The organism is Janthinobacterium darwini, assembly GCF_051380905.1.
Taxonomy (GTDB): domain Bacteria; phylum Pseudomonadota; class Gammaproteobacteria; order Burkholderiales; family Burkholderiaceae_D; genus Janthinobacterium.
In genome coordinates, this window is record NZ_JBNYXX010000002.1 from 267,440 (window position 1) to 287,848 (window position 20,409).

Consider the following 20,409-nt stretch of genomic DNA (forward strand, 5'->3'; position numbering starts at 1 on the left):
TCGGGCTATCAGGAGAAAATCTTCGGGCGCTGGTCGACCACGCGGCGGGCCTTGCCCGTCAGGGTGCGTTCGATGCCGGCGGCGGCCACCAGGCGCACGCGCGTGCTCACGCCCACATGCGTCTTGATGCGGTGTTCCAGCTCGCGCGCCAGACCTTCGGTCTCGCTGGCCGAGATGGTGGCAGTGAGATCGATACGCAGCTCGGCGATCACTTCAAGCTTGTCGAGGTGGCCGTCGCGCGTGACCACCAGCTGGTATTGCGGCGCCAGCTTCGGCATCTTCAAAATCAGCTCTTCGATCTGCGTGGGAAAGACGTTCACGCCGCGGATAATCAGCATGTCATCCGAGCGGCCCGTGATCTTGCCAATGCGGCGCATCGAGCGTGAGGTGGGCGGCAGCAAGCGGGTAAGGTCGCGGGTGCGGTAGCGGATAACGGGCAGCGCCTCCTTCGACAGCGAGGTGAAGACCAGTTCGCCCTCTTCGCCATCCGGCAGCACTTCGCCCGTTTCCGGATCGATGATCTCGGGATAAAAATGGTCTTCCCAGATGACGGGACCGTCCTTGCTTTCGATGCATTCGGAAGCCACGCCAGGCCCCATTACTTCGGACAGGCCATAGATGTCGACGGCGTCGATGCCGGCGCGCGCTTCGATTTCCGAACGCATGGCGTCGGTCCACGGCTCGGCACCGAAGATGCCCACCTTCAGTGACGATTCAGCCGGATCGAGACCCTGGCGCGTGAATTCCTCGATGATGTTGAGCATGTACGACGGCGTGACCATGATAATCGATGGCTTGAAATCCTGGATCAGTTGTACCTGCTTTTCCGTCTGGCCACCCGACATCGGGATGACGGTGCAGCCCAGGCGCTCGGCGCCATAGTGCGCACCCAGGCCGCCCGTGAACAGGCCGTAGCCGTAGGAGATATGCACCATGTCGCCCGCGCGGCCACCGCCGGCGCGGATCGAGCGCGCCACCACGTTGGCCCAGGTATCGATGTCGTTCTGCGTGTAGCCAACCACCGTTGCCTTGCCCGTGGTGCCGCTCGACGCGTGGATGCGCACAACTTGCTCGCGCGGCACGGCGAACAGGCCAAACGGGTAATTGTCACGCAAGACTTTTTTATCGGTGAACGGGAATTTCGACAAGTCGGACAGCGACTTCAGGTCGTCCGGATGCACGCCCGCTTCGTCAAAAGCGGCACGGTAATGGGGCACGTTGTCATACGCGTGCTTGAGCGTCCATTTCATGCGTTCAAGCTGCAGCGCCTGCAATTCATCCTTGCTGGCGCGCTCGATCGGCTCGAGGTCATTTGGGGAAGGCGTACGTTGGACCATCATTGTCTCCTAATTGGTTCTTTAACTTTTCAAATCAGCTGCGGCAGTTCGAAGCTGCTCTTGTAACCTCACTTGTCACCTCAGCCGCTAATGACTTCACCCGCCACACGGATCGACTTGCCGCGAAAGAGCGCGATGGCGCGCCCTTCCTGGTTGCTGACCTTGACGTCGTAGACGCCGCTCTTGCCGGCCAGCGCCTGTTCGACCGCGTGCGCCGTCAGCACGTCGCCCTCGCGGCCCGGCGCCAGGTAATCGATGGTGCAGCCGGCGCCCACGGTATTCATGTTGTAGCTGTTGCAGGCAAACGCGAAGGCGCTGTCGGCCAGGGCGAAGATGAAACCGCCGTGGCAGGTCTGGTGTCCGTTGAGCATGTCGGCGCGCACCGTCATCGTCATGCGCGCATGGCCGGGGCCCACCTCGGCCAGGGCGATGCCCATGGCAGCGGTGGCGTTGTCGCGCGACAGCATGGAAGCGGCCGCCGCTTCGGCCAATGCCTGTGCAGTCATGTTGTGATCTTCATTCGGCATGAAACGTCGCTCCAGTGGCAAGTTTGCGGCGCAGCAGCGGCGAAACACGGTAGCGGTCTTCGCCATAGCCATGCGCCAGGTGGTGCAGCACGGTCACGATGTGTTGTATGCCCACCGCATCGGCCCAGGCCAGCGGTCCGCGCGGATAGTTGACGCCCTTCTGCATGGCGATATCGGCGGCAGCCACCGTGCACACGCCCTGGTTGACAGCATCGGCTGCCTCGTTGGCCAGCATGGCGACCGTGCGCATGACAGCTAGGCCAGGCACGTCGTCCAGGCGCGTGACGATGAAACCGGCCGCCTGGAACAGGCCGACGACGGCCGCATAGGCGGCATCGCTGCACTGGTCGGCACGCGCCACGGCGATGCGTTTTGCCCCGGCGTAATCGAGCGCCAGGTCGAACAGCACCGTGTCCGGATGCTGGTTATCGTGCGCGCGCTGGGTGGCGCTGCGCCCATCGGTCAGATAAATCGCGGCGCCATGGCAATGCAGGGCGGGCGCCTCGTCGTGTGTCTGGCCTTCCTGCATCACGCGGCGGCTCACGGTGATGCCCGCCTGCTCCAGGCGCTGCACCAGGCTGCGAATGACGCCGCTGTGGCCACGGCCATCGCCGCCGATGGCCGCCGACAGGGCAACAAATTCCGGCTTCGGCTGCGCGCTTTCCGCCTGCGCCACGGGGGCCGGCGCGCCTTCGTGATACTGGTAAAAGCCACGGCCCGATTTGCGACCCAGGAAACCGGCGCTGACCATTTCCTGCTGCAGCACGGACGGCGTGAAGCGCGGGTCGTTGAAATAGGCGCCGAACACGGATTGGGTAACGGAAAAATTGACGTCGTGGCCGATCAGGTCCATCAACTCGAATGGGCCCATGCGGAAACCGCCCGCTTCGCGCAGAACCGCGTCGATGGTGGCGGGATCGCCTGCCTGCTCGCTCAGCAAACGCCAGCCTTCTGCGTAAAACGGACGGGCGACACGGTTGACGATGAAGCCGGGCGTCGATTTCGCATGCACGGGATTCTTGCCCCAGGCAATCGACGTGTCATACACGGTGGCGGCGACTTGCTCGCTGGTAGCCAGGCCACTGATCACTTCCACCAGCGCCATCAAGGGAACCGGGTTGAAGAAGTGCATGCCGACCAGGCGTTCCGGGCGGCGCAGCTTGGCGGCGATGGCCGTCACGGAAATCGACGAGGTGTTCGTCGCCAGGATGCAGTCGTCGCTGACCACAGCTTCCAGTTCGGCGAACAGGCCGCGCTTGACGTCGAGGTTTTCCACGATGGCTTCCACCACCAGCGCGGCATCTGCAACGTCGGCCAGGCTGCCGGCCGCCTGCAGGCGCGCCGTGGCGGCGGCCGCTTCGTCCACCGTCATGCGGCCCTTTTCCGCCAGCTTTGCGTACATCTTGCCAATATCGAGCAATGCCTTGCTCACAGCTTCCGCGCGCGTGTCGTACAGTTTTATCCGGTAACCGGCAGCCGCCGCCACCTGTGCGATACCGGCGCCCATGGCGCCGCTGCCGATGACGGCAACGATACTGTTGTTTGCCAATGCGGTCATATCAGTGTCCCTTGAATTGCGGTGCGCGCTTTTCCATGAAGGCGGCCACGCCTTCGCGGTAATCGTCGCTGTTACCGAGTTCGCTCATCATGCGCGCTTCCAGCGCCAGCTGCTGCGGCAGGGTATTGGCGCCGCTGGCGGCCAGCGCCTGCTTGGTGAACGCCAGGCCCTTGGTCGGCGCCGTGGAAAAGTGCACGGCCAGCTTGCGCGTTTCCTCCACCAGTTGGGCATCCTCTACGCATTTCCAGATCAGGCCCCAGTCTTCCGCTTTTTCCGCCGTCAGTTTTTCACCGAGCATGGCCAGGCCGATGGCACGCGCGGAACCGATCAAGCGTGGCAGGAAGAAAGTGCCGCCCGTATCGGGAATCAGGCCCAGCTTGCAGAACACTTCCACGAAACTGGCCGACTTGCCAGCGATGACGATGTCGCAGGCCAGCGCCAGGTTGGCGCCCGCGCCGGCGGCGACGCCATTGACGGCGCAAATCACGGGCATCGGCAGTGCTTTCAAGGCCAGCACCAGCGGCGCATAGTTCTTTTCCACCGACTCGCCCAGGTCCACGCCCTTCGAACCTGGTTCGACGGCGCGGTCGGACAAATCCTGGCCTGCGCAAAATCCGCGCCCCGCGCCCGTCAGCACGAAGACACGCACGGAGCCGTCGGCGTTTACTTTCGCAATCGCATCGCGTACTTCCTCGTGCATGGCCTGGGTAAAGCTGTTGAGCTTGTCGGGACGATTCAGGGTCAGCGTGGCGATGCCCTGCTCGATGGTGAAGAGGATATTCTGGTAGCTCATGGCGTCTCGTTTTTTTTAATGGGTACGGCGGGGCGCGTGCCCTGCGCCGGCTTTACTCTGCCTGGTCGAAGTCGACCACGACCTTGTCGGTGAGCGGGAAACTCTGACAGCTGAGGACGAAGCCGCGCGCTACTTCATAGTCTTCCAGCGCGTAGTTGACGTCCATTTCGACCTTGCCATCGAGGATCTTGCAGCGGCAGGTCGAGCATACGCCGCCCTTGCACGAGTAGCGCATGTCGATGCCATGGCGCAGGCCCGCATCGAGGATGGATTCCTTGTCCTTGTCCATCGTGAAGGAGGTGTGGTTGCCATCCATGATGACGGTCACTTCCGTTTCCTGCACGGCGCCCGCGTCGAGCTGGGCGCGCGGCTTGTGGGCGTTTTTCGGGATGCTGGCGGCGAACAGTTCAATCTTGATGTTCTGCTTCGGCATGCCGGCCGCCTGCAGGGCGGCGGAGACGCCCAGCATCATGTCTTCCGGGCCGCAGATGAAGGCGTTGTCGTAATCTTCGACCTTGATCCAGTGCTGCAGGAATTGTTCGCATTTTTCCTGCGTGATGCGGCCATTGAACAATTCGATGTCCTGCTGCTCGCGGCTCATCACGTACACCAGGTTCAAACGCTCCAGGTACACATCCTTCAAATCCGTCAATTCTTCCTTGAAGATGACGGACGACGAAGCGCGGTTGCCGTAGAACAGGGTGAAGCGGCTCAATGGTTCCGTCAGCAGGGTCGTCTTGATGATGGAGAGAATGGGCGTGATGCCGCTGCCGGCCGCGAACGCCAGGTAGTGCTTGCGGTTGACGCAGTCGAGCGGCACGTTGAAGTGCCCCATGGGCGGCATCACCTCGATGGTGGCGCCAGCCTTCAAGGTGTCGTTCGCCCAGGTGGAAAAAGCGCCGCCCGGCGTGCGCTTGATGGCCACACGCAGAGTGCCATCCTGCACCGCAGAACAGATGGAATACGAGCGGCGCACGTCTTCCGCATTGATATTGGCGCGCAGGGTCAGGTGCTGCCCCTGCTGGAAGCGGAACTGCTGCTGCAGGTCGGCTGGCACGTCGAAAGTGACGGCGATGGTGTCGCGCGTTTCATTGCGTACGTTCGCCACGGACAGCGGATAAAATTTACTCATGCTTCATCTCCAGTTTCTTCGGAACGTGTGCCTGTTTTTTTTAGTGGCACTTGAAGTAGTCAAACGGTTCGCGGCAAGCCAGGCATTTGTACAGGGCCTTGCAGGGCGTGGAGCCGAACTGGCTGGTCAGCTGCGTGTGCGCGGAACCGCAATTCGGGCAGATCACCTCCAGCGTCGGCATGGGCTGACGCTTGACACCACCCTTCAAGCCGCTGATGTCGATCACCTGCTGCTGCGGCGGGGCGATGCCATAGCCTTTCAGCTTGGCCTTGCCCGCCTCGCTCATCCAGTCCGTGGTCCAGGCGGGCGCCAGCTGGTTCACCAGTGTCACCTTGGCCACGCCATGGCTGCGCAAGGCATCCGTGACGGCATCGGCGATTACCTGCATGGCCGGGCAGCCCGAATAGGTGGGCGTGATCGTCACGATGCACTCGTCGCTGCTGACCACGTCGACGGCGCGTACGATGCCCAGGTCCACCACCGAAATGACGGGAATTTCCGGGTCCGGCACGTCGCCCAGCCAGGCCCAGACCTGGGCGGCGTCCAGCGCAGCCGCGGGCGCGTTCATTACCACTCCGCCCCGGGATAGGCGCGCTGCAGGAATTGCATCTCGGCCAGGATGAATCCCAGGTGTTCCGTGTGCGTGCCCTGCTTGCCGCCCTTTTGCATCCAGGCGTCGGGCGCCGGCATGGTCAAGGTGGCTTCGGCGAAAATCTCGGCCACGTGTTCGAGGAAGGCCTGGCGCAACACGTCCGATGGCGGCGCGATGCCGGTGGCAAGCATGGCCTGGTCGACGGCGTCGTACTTGAACATCTCGCCCGTGTACATCCACAGTTTGTCGGCCGCCGCCTGCGTCTTGGCATGGCTGTCCGCCGTACCGTCGCCGAGACGCACGATCAGGTCACCGCTGCGGCGCAGGTGATAGGTCACTTCCTTGATCGACTTCTGCGCCACTTCGACGATGCGTGGATCACTGCATTTCGCCAGTTCCAGCAGCTGGAAGTAGTGCCAGGTATCGAAGAAGAACTGGCGCATCATGGTGTCGGCGTAATTGCCGTTCGGCTGCTCCAGCAGCAAACAATTCTTGAAGTCGTGGGCATCGCGCAAAAAGGCGATGTCATCTTCGTCGCGGCCTGCGTTTTCCAGTTCGGCCGCATAGCTGAACCACAAACGCGTCTGGCCCAGGAGGTCGAGCGCCACATTGGTCAGCGCCATGTCCTCTTCCAGCGCGGGCCCCTTGCCGCACAGCTGCGACAACTGCTGGCTGAGAATCAGGGCATTGTCGCCCAGGCGCAAGAGGTAATTGACTTTGTCATCCATTGCAAGCGCTCCCATCACAGGTTCTTGACTTCTTCCGGCATCGGGAAGAAGGTGGGATGGCGGTACACCTTGCTGTTCGACGGCTCGAACAGGGCACCCTTGTCACCGGGGCTGCTGGCCACGATGTCGGCCGCGCGCACCACCCAGATGCTCACGCCTTCATTGCGGCGCGTGTAGACGTCGCGCGCATGGTTGACCGCCATGGTGGCGTCGGAGGCGTGCAGGCTGCCCACATGCTTGTGCGCCAGGCCGTGCTGGCTGCGGATGAAAACTTCCCACAATGGCCATTCTTTGCTCATGTTGCTCTCCCCTATCTGTCTTATGTATTTACGCTGCCGCTTTGACTGCGGCTTGTTTGTCTGCATACGCGAGCAAGGCATCGCGGAACCATGCACCGTCTTCATACGCCTTGACCCGCGTTTGCAGGCGCTCGCGGTTGCACGGGCCATTGCCCTTCAGGACATTGTTGAACTCGGACCAGTCGATTTCGCCAAATTCATAGTGGCCCGTCTCCGCATTGAACTTCAGGTCGGGATCGGGCACGGTCAAGCCCAGGTACTCGATTTGCGGCACGGTCTGGTCGACCATGCGCTGGCGCAATTCATCATTCGAGAACAGCTTGATGCGCCATTGCGCCGATTGGGCGCTGTTGACGGAGGCGGCGTCGGACGGACCGAACATCATCAAGGACGGCCACCACCAGCGGTTCAGCGCATCCTGTGCCATGGCTTTCTGTTCTGGCGTGCCCTTGCACAGTGACATCATGATGTCGTAGCCCTGGCGGGCATGGAATGATTCTTCCTTGCAGACGCGGATCATGGCACGGGCATACGGGCCATACGAGCAGCGGCAGAGGGGAATCTGGTTGATGATGGCAGAGCCGTCGACCAGCCAGCCGATGGCGCCCATGTCGGCCCACGACAGGGTGGGATAGTTAAAGATGCTGGAATACTTGGCTTTGCCCGAGTGCAAGGCAGCGAGCAGATCGTCGCGCGACACGCCAAGGGTTTCGGCAGCGCTGTACAGGTACAGGCCGTGACCCGCTTCATCCTGAATCTTCGCCAGCAGGATGGACTTGCGTTTCAAGGTCGGTGCGCGCGTGACCCAGTTACCTTCGGGCAATTGACCGACGATTTCCGAATGCGCATGCTGTGAAATCTGGCGGATCAGGGTCTTGCGGTAAGCGTCCGGCATCCAGTCTTTGGCTTCGATCTTGATGCCTTCGTCGATACGCGCCTGAAAAGCGCGCTCTTCCGCCCCCATGTCATCGATGGAACGGACGTTCTTGAGGCCGGTTTCAACCATTTGTGCGTACATGATCTGTCTCCCATGTCTTGATTTTGCGCAGCAATGCGGTGCGATGAACAGATAATACGATACAAAAAACGATTTGCATACACTTGATGTGAGTCATTTTAAAAATTCGTATCTTGTGCGGCTTTTTTGTGCGTATGATATTGCTGATGAGAAAACACTGCGAAGTGCCACCAGCGCTTCCTGCAAATTATTGACGCGCTACCCGCGCAGCCAAGTAAACTGCTGCTTTTATTGAATCGACCGCAACACGGCCAGACCGGAACCACATGAAGAACACCCGCTGCACGGCATGGATAGCCGATTTCCTGGAAAGCGACCCACCGCGCTCGAAGTCCCTGGTGATGACCATTTTTGGCGACGCCATCGTGCCGCGCGGCGGCGCCATCTGGCTGGGCAGTCTGATCGACCTGCTGGCACCATTTGGCGTAAATGACCGCCTGCTGCGCACCAGCGTGTTCCGCCTTGCGCAGGAGGGCTGGCTCAGCTCGCAGCGCGACGGCCGCCGTAGCGCCTATACGATACGCCCGGAGGCGCTGTTCCGCTTTGAGCGCGCTTATCGCCGCATCTATGCGCCACTGGTCGTGCACTGGGATGGCAGCTGGACCCTGGTGATCGGGCCGGCCGGAAGCATCGGCGCCGCCGAGCGGGGGGCGCTGCGCAAGGAATTATTGTGGGCTGGCTATGGATTGATCTCTCCCGGCATCTTTGGCCATCCGGCCAGCAACTCGGAGGCGCTGGAAGACATCCTCGTGCGCAACGACGTACAAGGCAAGCTGTATGTCTGCCACACTACGGAGTTGCCGGATGTCAGCACACGGCCCCTGCGCGACATGGTGGGAGAATGCTGGGACTTGTCGGAAGTGATGGCCGGCTACGAAAAATTCATCGCCAGCTTCCAGCCGCTACTGACCCTGCTACAAGAAGAGCCCGTGTTCGATGCCGAGCAAGCCTTCGTCATCCGCTCGCTGCTGACGCACGCCTACCGCCGCGTGCAGTTACACGATCCGCAACTGCCCGTCGAACTGCTGCCCGAACCGTGGCCCGGCACGCAAGCCTATGCGCTGGCGCGCGACCTGTACCGCCTCACCTATGCGGCGGCCGAAGAACATATCCTGGCCACATTACGGCGCGAGGATGAGCACGCGCCAGACGTGGAGCCCTGGTTCTACGAACGTTTCGGCGGCCTGAACACCTGACAAAACGTCCATGGCGGCGTTGCAGGGCCTGGGCGTACGTTCGTTCTGCCTGCGGCCCCGCGCCTTGCCCTGAACATTTTTCAGGCGTTCAGCAAGCGTCGTTATCAAACTTTCATTACTTGGCGACGACCTGCTTGGCCCCCGCCAACAAATCCTGCCCCAGCTTTTCCAGCGCATTGGCCTGCACCAGCATGGTGTCGAGAATGGCGGCATTGAAGGTGAATTCGGCCGGTGTCGTATAGCCGGGAAAACGCAGGATGCGCAGCAATTCCTGCAAGGTCGTTCCCTTGCCCAGGTGCGCCAGGGCGTCGCTGAGGGCGCTGACTTTCTTTTCCAGTTCGCGTAAATGTTTGCCGTTGTCATCCATGATGCTCTCCCCGTGTTGGAGCTTCCACCTTAGCAAAGTACATCCGTCATCGTTTGCGCCAGCACAAAGGCCACCGCAAAACAGGTATCATCGCGCCATTGCACACGATGCAAAACCCATACGTTTTTATCAGGAACACTCATGACCATTAAAATCAGCCAGCAATTCGACGCCGGCGCGATCGAGGTGCTGCGCGCCGACGATGCCCAATCCATCGAGCTGAACATCCGCAAGGATTCCCACGCCGACATCACGCAGTGGTTTTATTTCCGCCTGCAAGGCGCGCAAGGCGAAGCGTGCACGATCCGCTTCATGAATGCAGGCAAGTCGGCTTACCCGGACGGCTGGAAAGACTACCAGGCCGTGGCCAGCTATGACCGCGAAACCTGGTTCCGCGTGCCAACCAGCTTTGACGGCACGGTGATGACCATCGAACACACGCCGGAAGAAGAAAGCGTGTATTACGCCTACTTCGAACCGTACCCATGGGACCGCCACCTGGCCCTGATCGACAGCGCGCAAGCATCGCCGCTGGTACGCTTGATCGACCTGGGCAGCACCGTGGAAGGCCGTGACATGAATCTGCTGGTGGTCGGCGACGCCGATGCCGAGAAAAAAGTCTGGGTCATCGCGCGCCAGCATCCAGGTGAAACGATGGCAGAATGGTTTGTCGAAGGCATGCTTGAAGCATTGCTGGACCAGGCCAATCCCTTTGCCCGCCAGTGCCTGCAAGATGCCGTCTTCTACGTGGTGCCGAACATGAACCCGGACGGTTCCGTGCATGGCAACCTGCGCACCAACGCGGCCGGCGCCAACCTGAACCGCGAATGGATGACGCCGACGATGGAACGCAGCCCGGAAGTGTTCCTGGTGAAACAGAAAATGCATGAAATCGGCTGCGATCTGTTCCTCGACGTGCATGGCGACGAAGGCTTGCCTTACGTCTTCGTCGCCGGCAGCGATGCGCTGGAGAATTTCACGCCGGCACAAAAAGCCGAGCAAGACCGCTTCATCGCCGACTTCAAGGTGGCCAGTCCCGACTTCCAGGATGAGCACGGCTATGAAGACGGCCCGTTCACGCCGGAAGTGCTGACCATGGGTTCGCCCCACATCACGCACGCCTTCGGTTGCCTGTCGCTGACCCTGGAATTGCCGTTCAAGGACAATGCCAACGATCCCGACGCGCAAACGGGTTGGAGCGGCGCGCGCAGCGCCGCCCTGGGCGCCGCCGTCTTGCAGCCTATTCTGGCCAGCCTGCGCGCCTGAGCGCTTGCAGCGAACCGGCCCGCAAGGGCTGGCGTCCTGCCTGTTTGACACCATGCCCCGCACGCCGGGGTATTTTTATGCCAGCGCGCAACGCGCGGCTTGCGTTGCGGATAAAACGTATTTTTATACGAACGTCTTGCCTGTTGGAAATTATCGTTCTACACTCAATCATCGAATCGGAGCATGCCGGCATGCGTGCTCCTGCAACAATAATATGCCGGATGACAAGGCACCCTCTCCTCCCCGGCATGCACGCCCACGGCATCTGCGTGGCATCACGGCCCCATACCTGCCGAGCTAGCTTTCAGTACCACAACGTTTCCGTATCAGCAGCACCTCCCATGAGGCCGGCGCTGACCTGACCACACGATGTTTGTCTTTAGCTCAGGATGGATTGCATATGTCGAATCTCAAGATCAGTACCCGCCTGGGCCTCAGTTTCGGCTTGATCATCGTCCTGCTTGCCATGGTGGCTTTTGTTTCCGTCAACCGCATCCACAACATCAATGCATCGACGGATAAAATCCTCAATGACCGCTATGTCAAGGTCATGCTGTCAAATACGATCCAGTCCGAGATCAATATCCAGGCCCGCCTGCTAAGCAATGCCATCATCGGCGCCAACGATGCCGACGAAGTCAGCAGTGCCCTGGGCAAGATTCAGGCGTCGGCAAAAAAGAACGTGGAACTGCTGGCGCGCCTGAAAACCCTGATCAACACGCCCAAGGGCCAGGAACTGTTCCAGGCCGTGATGACCAGCCGCGAAAGCTATGCCAGGACGCGCGATGCGAATATCAAACTGCTGCAAGAGGGCAAAACCGAAACGGCAGGCATCTTCCTGCTGACGCAGCTGCGCTATCCACAAGAGAAATTCCTGACGGCGCTGGCGGCCATGGCCGGCTTCCAGGAGTCGCTGATGGCAGCCGAAGGCAAGCAAGCCCTCGTCGACGGGCGCCTGGCCATCATCCTGACCCTGTCCCTGTCCCTTGCCGCGACGGCGATCGCCATCGCGCTGGCCATCCTGATCAGCCGCTCCATCAGCCGGCCCATCGGCGAAGCCGTCAAGGTGGCCCAACGGGTCGCGTCCGGCGACTTGTCGGGCAGCATCGACGCGCGCGGCACCGATGAAACAGGCATGCTGCTGCGCGCCCTGAAAGAGATGAACGACAATTTGCAAGGCATCGTGGCCCGCGTGCGCCATGGCACGGATGCCATCGCCCATGGCTCGCGTGAAATCGCCTCCGGCAATATGGACTTGTCTTCGCGCACGGAGCAGCAAGCCAGTTCGCTGGAAGAAACGGCATCGTCGATGGAAGAATTGACGTCGACCGTCAAGCAGAATGGCGAAAACGCACGCCAGGCCAACCAGATGGCGCAATCGGCCTCAAGCGTGGCCAGCAAAGGCGGCCAGGTGGTGGCGAAAGTGATCACGACCATGGAGTCGATCAATGCCTCGTCGAAGAAAATCGTCGACATCATCAGCGTCATCGACGGCATTGCCTTCCAGACCAATATCCTGGCCCTGAACGCGGCAGTGGAAGCGGCCAGGGCGGGAGAGCAGGGCCGTGGCTTTGCCGTGGTGGCCACGGAAGTGCGCAACCTGGCTCACCGCTCAGCCTCCGCCGCCAAGGAAATCAAGATCCTCATCGACGATTCCGTACACCAGGTCAATCTGGGCAGCACCCTGGTGAACCAGGCGGGCAGCACCATGGAAGAGATCGTAAGCAGCGTGCGGCGCGTCACGGACATCATGGCCGAGATCACGTCCGCCAGCAACGAGCAGGAAGCGGGCATCGAGCAGATCAACCAAGCCATCACGGAAATGGACGCCGTGACACAGCAAAATGCCGCCCTCGTGGAAGAAGCGGCGGCCGCGTCCGAAGCGCTGCAGGATCAAGCCGGCATCCTGGCCGAAGCCGTCAGCGTGTTCAAGCTCGACGGCATGCAAGCGCTGCCGCCGGTTCAGGTTCCAGCCATCCGCGCGCCAGCCAAGCCTGCCGCCGCACCACGCGTCACGGCCACTGCCGCACCCGCCAGGAAATCAGGCAAGGCGGTCGCACTGGCCGCGGTCGCCGAGACCGAGTGGGAAGAGTATTGAGACCATCTCAAACCAAACTCAGCCCTTGGCCAGCTTGCGCAGGGCATCGACCAAGCTGTCCAGATGCGACTCGGGCGTAAAGATGCCCGGCGTGACGCGCACGCACGCGCCGCTGGCCAGACCGTCGCGCGGCACGGCAAAGATGCCGTGGTCCTGTACCAGCTTTTTCGACAGGGCATAACTGTCGGCCACGCTGGTCTTGCCTTGTAACCGGAACGAGGCGATGGCGCTCGTCAGGCGCAGATCGGATGACGCCAGCACGTCGATGCCATCGATGCCACGTGCCGCTTCGACCCAGCGGTTGCGCAGCAGCCGTAGCCGCGCCTGCTTGTTGGCCACACCTATGTGCGCGTGCAAGTCCAGCGCCGTCGGCAGACTCAGGTAGGCGGCGAAATTCACCGTGCCCGTATGCACGCGGGTGCGGATATCGTCGCCCGCCTTTCCCCCCCGCGGTTCCCCCATGTACGGATCGATATCGGCCAACCTGCCCCGCTTGATGTAGGCAGCGCCCACACCCACGGGCGCGCCTATCCATTTGTGCAAGTTGATGCCGGCAAAGTCCGCCTGCAAATCGGGGATCGTCATGTCCAGCTGGCCAAAGCCATGCGCCGTGTCGACGATCACATCAATGCCCCGTGCGCGCGCCAGGTGGCTGATCTCGGCCACGGGCATGACCATGCCGTTGCGGTGATTGACATGCGTGAGCAGCATCAATTTCAGCTTCGGATGACGTTCCATGGCGGCAACATAGACAGCAACGACATTGTCATGCGTAAATGGTTCCGGAATGGCAATCGATACCACCTGGGCGCCGCGCCGTTGCTGCAGCCAGCGCGTGACGGTGATCATATTGTCGTAATCGATATCCGCGAATAGCACCGCATCGCCCGGCTGCAAGCGGTTGTAGCCGGCGATCAAGACTTGCAGCGCTTCCGTGGCGCCCCGCGTCAACACGATTTCATCGATGCCCACGCCCAGCGCCATGGCTGCCGCCGCGCGGGCCGCCTCAAAATCGGCCGGAAAGCGCATGCGCGCATACCAGGCGTTGTCGCGGTTGACCATGCTCAATTGCTGCTCGTAATGACGCAGCACGGGCCTGGCCATCGAGCCCCAGAAGGCATTGTCCAGTTGCACGATGGCATCGGTGGTGTCGTATTGCGCGGCCACGGCCTGCCAGTAAGCCTGGTTGCCGGCCAGGGATTCCGGCGTGGTGCCGGCTGGCACCGCTGGCAATGGCGGCAAGGGTGGAGACAGGGCGGCGGACGCTGCCGCAGCCGATCCGGCGCCCGCCGTCAAGGGCAGCGCCACCGCCAGCGAACCGGCGCGCAACAAGGCGCGGCGTTGTGGATTCATCATCATCCCCCCTTAAAATTTCACTTTGTACTCGACGTACAGATTACGGCCGTCCGTGTCGTACGGCGCATTGCGCGAATAGATCAGACCGCGGCTGGCCTGGAAGCTTGCTTCATCAGGATACTTGTCCAGCACGTTGTCGATACCCAAGCGCACCGACTGCTTGTCGCTGATCTTGTAGCTGGCCGCCAGGTCGAGAAATTGCATGGCGCCAAAACGCTGGAAGATATCGCCCGTCGCGTTGCCGGAATTGTCCGTCCACGCACCGTAGTAGCGTACGCGGGCCAGGGTATTCCAGTTGCCCAGGTCATAGTTGCCGCTGATGGTGGCTTTCTGGCGCGGCAGGCGCTCTTCAAACACTTGCCGCTGGGCCGGATTAGTCACCAGGCTGGACTTGCCGCCATCGACCTTGGTGGTGTTGTAGTTGTAGGCCAAAGTCAGGTTCAGCTTGCCGTCGCCGATACGGCTCAGGTGGCTGCCGACGATATCGATGCCGCGCGTGGTGGTGTCGAAGTCGTTCGTGAAATAGCTGACCGAAGTGTAACGCAAGGGGTTGGCCACGCCAGCGGGAACGGCAAACGAAGCGGACGTGCTGAAGCGGTCGCTGACCTTGATGTCATACACGTCGACGGAACCGGAAAAGCCGGCCGGCGTCTTCCACGTAAAGCCCAGCGACAGGTTTTTCGATTTTTCCGGCTTCAGCGCCTGCGCACCGAGCAGGATGGCCAGCGGGTCGTTGTTGGCCAGGCGGCCGCTGGTAAACAACAACAGGGTCTTGGTGTCGAGGCCTTGGTTCGTGCTGTTGGTGTTCGACTGGCCGGGCGTTGGCGCGCGGAAACCCGTCGAGTAGGAGCCGCGCAGGGCCAGGTCTTCACTCAGTGCATAGCGGGCCGATAACTTGCCATTGACGGTGCTGCCGAATTCAGAGAAATGTTCGTAGCGGGCTGCACCGCCCAGGCTCAGGGCCTTGGTGAGGGGCACTTCCACGTCCAGGTAGGCTGCATAGCTGTCCTGGCCCCAGCTGCCAGCCTGGCGGTCGCTGAAACCCGGTGCGCCGTTGGCGTTTGCGTCCAGGCCGATGGCGGCGCCCGGCCCGACCGTCCAGGACGCCGCATCGCCCGCCTTCACCCCATACGTTTCATTACGCGCTTCGGCGCCGAATGCGATATTGACCGGCTGCGGCAAGGACGCCACCGGCAATTCATAGTTGAAGTTGGCGTTGAGAATCTTTTCCGCCTGCGACAACTGGCCCAGGTAGAACGACGTCGGGCTGCCCGGCCCCATTGAGGCGTTGATGGAATTGGCCAAGTTATAGTCGATGCGGTTGCGGCCGTAGGAAGCACTCACATCCCAGCCGAAGCGCTCGTTGAAGTGACCGCGCACGCCGGCCACCAGCTGTAAGTCATCCTGGTCGTTCGAATAGCTGGGGCTGAAGCCGAGCGCATACACACTACGCAAATCCCAGCCGGGGAACAGGCTGCTGGTTTTATACGCGCCCGTGCTGGTGTCGGGATTCCTCCAATTAAAGTCCGAGGTGCCGTCGCTGCGGCTGAACAGGCCGAAACCGTACAGTTCCATCGTGTCGGACAGCGCCATGCTCGCATTGAAGCCGATGCGCTTGCTATCGAGCTCAGGCTGGCCCCAACGCTGCACGGGATTGGGGACCTTCAGTTCCGGATGGGCATTCTGGAAAGCGATGGCGTCGGCTCGCTGGCGCGTGCGCGAGGTGGGGTCGGACTGGGCCAGCGCGCCGAAAATCGTCGCCTTGCCCGTCTCGCCAAACGCAAAGCCCGTCTTCAGGTTGAGCTCATTACCTTTGCCATCGCCTTCCGAATATTGAGAATGGTGCACGGACATCTCCGTACCGGGCGTGTCGTCAAGAATGATGTTGATCACGCCGGCAATCGCGTCGGAGCCGTACTGGGCCGAGGCGCCGTCGCGCAGTACTTCGATGCGCTTGATAGCGGACACGGGAATCTGCGCCAGATCCGGCGCCTGCGCGCCGCGCGCGCCCAGCAGAGCGCTGCGGTGGAAGCGCTTGCCGTTAATCAGCACCAGAGTCTGGTCCGGCGACAGGCCGCGCAAGGTAGCGGGACGCACGAACACTTGCCCATCGGCCATCGGCAAGCGCTGCACCACGTACGAGGGTACGAGTTGCGCCAGTACATCGTTCAAGTCCGACGATTCGACGGCGCCGATATCTTCGCGGTTGAACACATCCACGGGCGCCATGGTATCGAACTGCGTGCGATTGCTGCCGCGCGTGCCGGTGACGATCACGGCTTGCGGTACCTCAAGGGTATCGCTGGCAGCAGCTGGTGCGGCGGACGCATCGCCAAGGGCTTGCGCCTGGTTGACGAACAGGGTGTTCATGGCACACAACAGGGCCACCGCGCGGGCGATGCGGGTACGGGAGTAGGTCATGGAGAGTTCACTATGCAGGTTGGATCAACAACGACGCGTTACTGCAAGACTCGCATCTTGCATGAAATATCACGAAGTTCGGCTTACTTACATTAAAAGCATCTAAATTGCGCAAATAACGTCAGATGGCGCCATCATACGAAGCGAATATTTCCGCCGTATGACGATCAAACCGCTGCAAAAAAAACACAGGGACAAGAAAAAAGGCGCCAGCGGCGCCTTTTGATCAAGAAAAATACATCCGTTCAACCGCCCGCCACCACCATGCTCTCGATGAGGATGGAACCCGTCTCCTTGGTGCCGCGGCGCAGCACATCGGCGCCTACGGCAACGATGTTGCGCAGCATGTCCTTCATGTTGCCGGCGATGGTGATTTCTTCCACCGGGTACTGAATCACGCCATTTTCCACCCAGAAACCGGACGCGCCGCGCGAATAGTCGCCCGTCACGTAATTGGTTCCTTGTCCCATCAGTTCCGTCACCAGCAAACCCGTGCCCAGCTTTTTCAGCATGGCACTAAGATCGTCTGTGGCGGCCGTCTGGCTGGACGTCAGGTACAGATTGTGCGAGCCGCCCGCGTTACCCGTGGTCTGCATGCCCAGCTTGCGGGCCGTATAAGTCGACAGGAAATAGCCTTGCACCACGCCATTCTTGACGACATCGCGGCTGACGGTTTTCACGCCCTCTTCGTCGAACGGGGCCGAACCGACGCCGCCGATCACATGCGGGTCTTCAAAGATCTGCACATGATCAGGCAATACTTGCGTACCCAGGCAATCGTTGAGGAACGTGGATTTGCGGTACAGGGCGCCGCCCGAGGTCGCTTGCACATAGGTACCCAGCAAGCCGGCCGCCAACGGCGCCTCGAACAGGACGGCACAGGTGCGCGTGCCCAGTTTGCGCGCGTTCAGGCGCGACAGGGCGCGCTCGGCGGCGTAGCGGCCGATGGCTTCCGGACTCGACATTTTGGAGGCGTCGCGCACGGACGAATACCAGTCGTCGCGCTGCATCTTCGCCCCCTTGCCGGCGATGGGCGCCACGGACAGGGTGTGGCGAGAGAATGGGTAGCCGCCGATGAAGCCGCGCGAATTGGCAGAGACAAAGTGCGATTGCTGCACGTGCACGCCCGCGCCTTCGCTATTCGTGATGCGCGGGTCGACGGCAAACGCGGCCGCCTCGGCCCGCTGGGCCAGCACGACGGCTTCCTCGGCGGAAATCAACCAGGGATAAAACAGTTGCAAGTCGCGTGGGGACATTTCCAGCATGTCGGCGTCGGCCAGGCCGGCGCAATCGTCTTCGGCCGTGAAACGGGCGATGTTGTAGGCGGCGTCCACCGTGGCGCGCAAGGCGGACGGCGAAAAATCGGAGGTGCTGGCATTGCCGCGCTTCTTGCCGACAAACACGGTCACGCCCATGCCCTTGTCCTTGTTTTGCTCGATCGTCTCGATCTTGCCTTTTCGGACAGAAACGGACAAGCCGCCGCCTTCGCTGACTTCGACGGCTGCGTCGGTGCCGCCCGCTTCCCGCGCAAAAGACAACACATCACGGGCTAGTTGCTGCAATTGCTCTTGACTATGGGTAAATACGGAGTCGTTCATGCGCTGTTTTCTTCGGAAAGCCGCTAAAAAGGTTATCATAGCAGTCGTTTACAGTTTACAGGTGCGGCCTACGCGGCCAATCCCGCCTTATCATGCCAAATCCAAACCGGGGAGCTTGCGGCTTCCAATCTACCGAATTCGAACAGGAATATGAACGTCCTTCGAAGTCGGAACTCAAGCGCCAGATGACCGTCCTGCAAAAGCTGGGCGAAGAACTCGTCAATGAAGCACGTGATCGCGTCAAGCGCGTCCCGATGCCGGAAGACGTGCGCGACGCCATTCTCGAATGCCAGCAGATCAAGGATCACGAAGGCCGCCGCCGCCAGCTGCAATACGTGGGCAAGAAGATGCGCACCCTGGATGAAGAAGAAGTTGCCGCCATCCAACGCACCATCGATAGCTGGAAAGGCTTGTCGAAAGCAGACACGGCCAATATGCACGCGATGGAACGCCGCCGCGACAAACTCTTGACGGATGACAAGGCGCTGACCGTCTTGCTGTCGGAAAACCCGGAACTGGACGTGCAACACCTGCGCACCCTGATCCGCAATGCCCGCAAGGAGCAAGCCGAGAACAAGCCGCCTAAAGCCTACCGTGAAATCTTCCAGATCTTGAAAGAGATCGCCAAGAAGAAAAACAGCGGCAAGAAAGATGCCGACGAAGATGACGTTGAAGGCGAAGACGACGAGTAAAAAACTGGGGTCAGACCCGGCGGGTCTGACCCCGAAAGTAGCTAAAAACCGGGATCAGCCCGGTTTTTTTACGACATAGACAGGTGCCGCATGACCACGATAGAAGACGAATTGATTATCGGCCTCGTGTCGATCTCGGACCGCGCCAGCGGCGGCGTGTATGAAGACCAGGGCATCCCGGCCCTGGAAAGCTGGCTGTCCGCCGCCATCCGCACGCCTTTCCGCCTGGAAAAACGGCTGATCCCGGACGAGCGCTCGCAGATTGAAAACAGCCTGATCGACATGGTCGACCTGAGCCACTGCCACCTGATCCTGACGACGGGCGGCACGGGTCCTGCGCGGCGCGACGTGACGCCGGACGCCACGCTCAGCGTCGGGACCAAGGAAATGCCCGGTTTCGGCGAACAGATGCGCCAGATCAGCCTGCAATTCGTGCCGACGGCGATTTTGTCGCGCCAGGTGGCCGTGATCCGCGAGACGCCCGAGCGCGCCGCCCTGATCATGAACTTGCCGGGCCAGCCGAAGGCCATCAAGGAAACCCTGGAGGGACTGAAAGACGCTGACGGAAATCAATTGGTCAACGGCATCTTTGCCGCCGTGCCGTATTGCATAGACCTCATCGGTGGTCCCTACATGGAAACCGACCCGGCCATCTGCAAGGCCTTCCGTCCCAAATCGGCGCTGCGTCCGGCGCAACCTTTACCTGAGGAAAATACATGAGCACCTTGCTGGAAACCATACAACTCGACAGCGCACCGAACCCCACCGTCTCCATCATCTGGATGCACGGCCTGGGCGCCGACGGCAACGACTTCGTGCCACTGGTGAAGGAACTCGATTTGCGCGGCTGTCCTGCCATCCGCTTCATTTTTCCCAGCGCCGGCACCATGCCCGTCACCATCAACAACGGTTATGTGATGCGCGCCTGGTACGACATCCTCGTGAACGACCTCGTGCGCCGCGAAGATGAGAACGGCTTGCGCGCCTCGCAGGCACAGATCGAAGCGCTGATCGCGCGCGAAAAGGCGCGCGGCATTCCTGCCAGCCGCATCATCCTGGCCGGCTTCTCGCAAGGCTGCGCCATGACCTTGCAAACGGGCTTGCGCCATACGGAAGCGCTGGCCGGCCTGATGTGCCTGTCCGGCTATCTGCCGCTGGCCGACAAAACGGCTCTTGAGCGCACGCCGGCAAGCCTGCAGACGCCCATCTTCATGGCGCACGGCACGGCCGACCCCGTGGTGCCGATCGCCCGCGCACAGCAGTCGCGCGACTTGCTCACCGGCATGGGTTACAAGGTGGAGTGGCACGAGTACATGATGCAGCATTCGCTGTGCCAGGAAGAGATCGACGCGATTGGCGCGTGGCTGAAAAAAGTATTGGCTTGAAGCAAAACAGGCGCGGTGTGCGCCGCGCCTGTTGTTGTTCGGAACG

General features: G+C 61.2%; 19 protein-coding genes. 6 read left to right on the forward strand and 13 right to left on the reverse strand.

Features of this window, described 5'->3' with window-relative positions; all coding sequences use genetic code 11:
- Positions 1-8: 8 nt before the first annotated feature.
- The 9 genes from paaK to paaA all read right to left on the reverse strand — a co-directional run bounded on the left by paaK (position 9) and on the right by paaA (position 7,984).
- Positions 9-1,337 (reverse strand): phenylacetate--CoA ligase PaaK, encoded by a 1,329-nt coding sequence (gene paaK, locus ACQ4WZ_RS16640; protein WP_101484734.1) that lies wholly within the window; start codon positions 1,335-1,337, stop codon positions 9-11.
- 80 nt (positions 1,338-1,417) lie between these two features.
- Positions 1,418-1,864 (reverse strand): hydroxyphenylacetyl-CoA thioesterase PaaI, encoded by a 447-nt coding sequence (gene paaI, locus ACQ4WZ_RS16645; protein ID WP_101482848.1) that lies wholly within the window; start codon positions 1,862-1,864, stop codon positions 1,418-1,420.
- Positions 1,854-3,422 (reverse strand): 3-hydroxyacyl-CoA dehydrogenase PaaH, encoded by a 1,569-nt coding sequence (paaH, locus tag ACQ4WZ_RS16650; protein ID WP_436573996.1) that lies wholly within the window; start codon positions 3,420-3,422, stop codon positions 1,854-1,856. The genes paaI and paaH overlap by 11 nt, the downstream gene beginning before the upstream one ends.
- Before the next feature lies 1 nt (position 3,423).
- Entirely contained in the window at positions 3,424-4,215 is a 792-nt protein-coding gene (gene paaG / locus ACQ4WZ_RS16655; RefSeq protein WP_436573997.1) for a 2-(1,2-epoxy-1,2-dihydrophenyl)acetyl-CoA isomerase PaaG, read from the reverse strand.
- 52 nt (positions 4,216-4,267) lie between these two features.
- Positions 4,268-5,347: a 1,2-phenylacetyl-CoA epoxidase subunit PaaE gene (gene paaE / locus ACQ4WZ_RS16660; protein ID WP_101482851.1), complete on the reverse strand. Its 1,080-nt coding sequence runs from the start codon at positions 5,345-5,347 to the stop codon at positions 4,268-4,270.
- 40 nt (positions 5,348-5,387) lie between these two features.
- Positions 5,388-5,915, reverse strand: a complete 528-nt coding sequence (gene paaD / locus ACQ4WZ_RS16665) for a 1,2-phenylacetyl-CoA epoxidase subunit PaaD (RefSeq protein WP_436573998.1) — start codon at positions 5,913-5,915, stop codon at positions 5,388-5,390.
- Positions 5,915-6,667, reverse strand: coding sequence for a 1,2-phenylacetyl-CoA epoxidase subunit PaaC (gene paaC, locus ACQ4WZ_RS16670; RefSeq protein WP_436573999.1), 753 nt, complete (start codon positions 6,665-6,667; stop codon positions 5,915-5,917). Before paaC ends, paaD begins: the two co-directional genes overlap by 1 nt.
- Positions 6,668-6,681: 14 nt before the next feature.
- A complete protein-coding gene (gene paaB, locus ACQ4WZ_RS16675) occupies positions 6,682-6,966 on the reverse strand; it encodes a 1,2-phenylacetyl-CoA epoxidase subunit PaaB (protein ID WP_034746356.1) in 285 nt (94 codons plus the stop codon).
- Between the two features lie 28 nt (positions 6,967-6,994).
- Positions 6,995-7,984 (reverse strand): 1,2-phenylacetyl-CoA epoxidase subunit PaaA, encoded by a 990-nt coding sequence (gene paaA, locus ACQ4WZ_RS16680; protein ID WP_101482854.1) that lies wholly within the window; start codon positions 7,982-7,984, stop codon positions 6,995-6,997.
- A gap of 266 nt (positions 7,985-8,250) precedes the next feature.
- Here paaA and paaX point away from each other — a divergent pair, with 266 nt between their 5' ends.
- Entirely contained in the window at positions 8,251-9,180 is a 930-nt protein-coding gene (gene paaX, locus ACQ4WZ_RS16685; protein WP_436574000.1) for a phenylacetic acid degradation operon negative regulatory protein PaaX, read from the forward strand.
- A gap of 115 nt (positions 9,181-9,295) precedes the next feature.
- Here paaX and ACQ4WZ_RS16690 read toward each other — a convergent pair whose 3' ends face one another.
- Positions 9,296-9,547 carry a hypothetical protein gene (locus ACQ4WZ_RS16690; RefSeq protein ID WP_101482856.1) on the reverse strand — a complete coding sequence of 84 codons (252 nt, stop codon included), beginning with the start codon at positions 9,545-9,547 and terminating at the stop codon, positions 9,296-9,298.
- 141 nt (positions 9,548-9,688) lie between these two features.
- Here ACQ4WZ_RS16690 and ACQ4WZ_RS16695 point away from each other — a divergent pair, with 141 nt between their 5' ends.
- Both ACQ4WZ_RS16695 and ACQ4WZ_RS16700 read left to right on the forward strand, forming a co-directional pair.
- Positions 9,689-10,813: a M14 family metallopeptidase gene (locus tag ACQ4WZ_RS16695; protein ID WP_101482857.1), complete on the forward strand. Its 1,125-nt coding sequence runs from the start codon at positions 9,689-9,691 to the stop codon at positions 10,811-10,813.
- A gap of 400 nt (positions 10,814-11,213) precedes the next feature.
- Positions 11,214-12,911: a methyl-accepting chemotaxis protein gene (locus ACQ4WZ_RS16700; RefSeq protein ID WP_436574001.1), complete on the forward strand. Its 1,698-nt coding sequence runs from the start codon at positions 11,214-11,216 to the stop codon at positions 12,909-12,911.
- 18 nt (positions 12,912-12,929) lie between these two features.
- On the opposite strand, the gene ACQ4WZ_RS16705 is transcribed toward ACQ4WZ_RS16700, so the two are convergent.
- The 3 genes from ACQ4WZ_RS16705 to pmbA all read right to left on the reverse strand — a co-directional run bounded on the left by ACQ4WZ_RS16705 (position 12,930) and on the right by pmbA (position 18,286).
- Entirely contained in the window at positions 12,930-14,267 is a 1,338-nt protein-coding gene (locus ACQ4WZ_RS16705; RefSeq protein WP_436574002.1) for an aminotransferase class V-fold PLP-dependent enzyme, read from the reverse strand.
- 9 nt (positions 14,268-14,276) lie between these two features.
- Positions 14,277-16,688: a TonB-dependent receptor plug domain-containing protein gene (locus tag ACQ4WZ_RS16710; protein WP_436574003.1), complete on the reverse strand. Its 2,412-nt coding sequence runs from the start codon at positions 16,686-16,688 to the stop codon at positions 14,277-14,279.
- Positions 16,689-16,933: 245 nt separating this feature from the next.
- Positions 16,934-18,286 (reverse strand): metalloprotease PmbA, encoded by a 1,353-nt coding sequence (gene pmbA / locus ACQ4WZ_RS16715; protein ID WP_133989251.1) that lies wholly within the window; start codon positions 18,284-18,286, stop codon positions 16,934-16,936.
- A 92-nt stretch (positions 18,287-18,378) separates the two neighbouring features.
- Between pmbA and yjgA the strand changes: the two genes are divergently transcribed.
- The 3 genes from yjgA to ACQ4WZ_RS16730 all read left to right on the forward strand — a co-directional run bounded on the left by yjgA (position 18,379) and on the right by ACQ4WZ_RS16730 (position 20,363).
- On the forward strand, positions 18,379-18,978 hold the full coding sequence (gene yjgA, locus ACQ4WZ_RS16720) for a ribosome biogenesis factor YjgA (RefSeq protein ID WP_101482860.1): 600 nt from the start codon (positions 18,379-18,381) through the stop codon (positions 18,976-18,978).
- 90 nt (positions 18,979-19,068) lie between these two features.
- Positions 19,069-19,698 carry a molybdopterin adenylyltransferase gene (gene mog / locus ACQ4WZ_RS16725; protein WP_436574004.1) on the forward strand — a complete coding sequence of 210 codons (630 nt, stop codon included), beginning with the start codon at positions 19,069-19,071 and terminating at the stop codon, positions 19,696-19,698.
- A complete protein-coding gene (locus ACQ4WZ_RS16730) occupies positions 19,695-20,363 on the forward strand; it encodes an alpha/beta hydrolase (RefSeq protein WP_436574005.1) in 669 nt (222 codons plus the stop codon). The genes mog and ACQ4WZ_RS16730 overlap by 4 nt, the downstream gene beginning before the upstream one ends.
- The last annotated feature ends 46 nt before the right edge of the window (positions 20,364-20,409 follow it).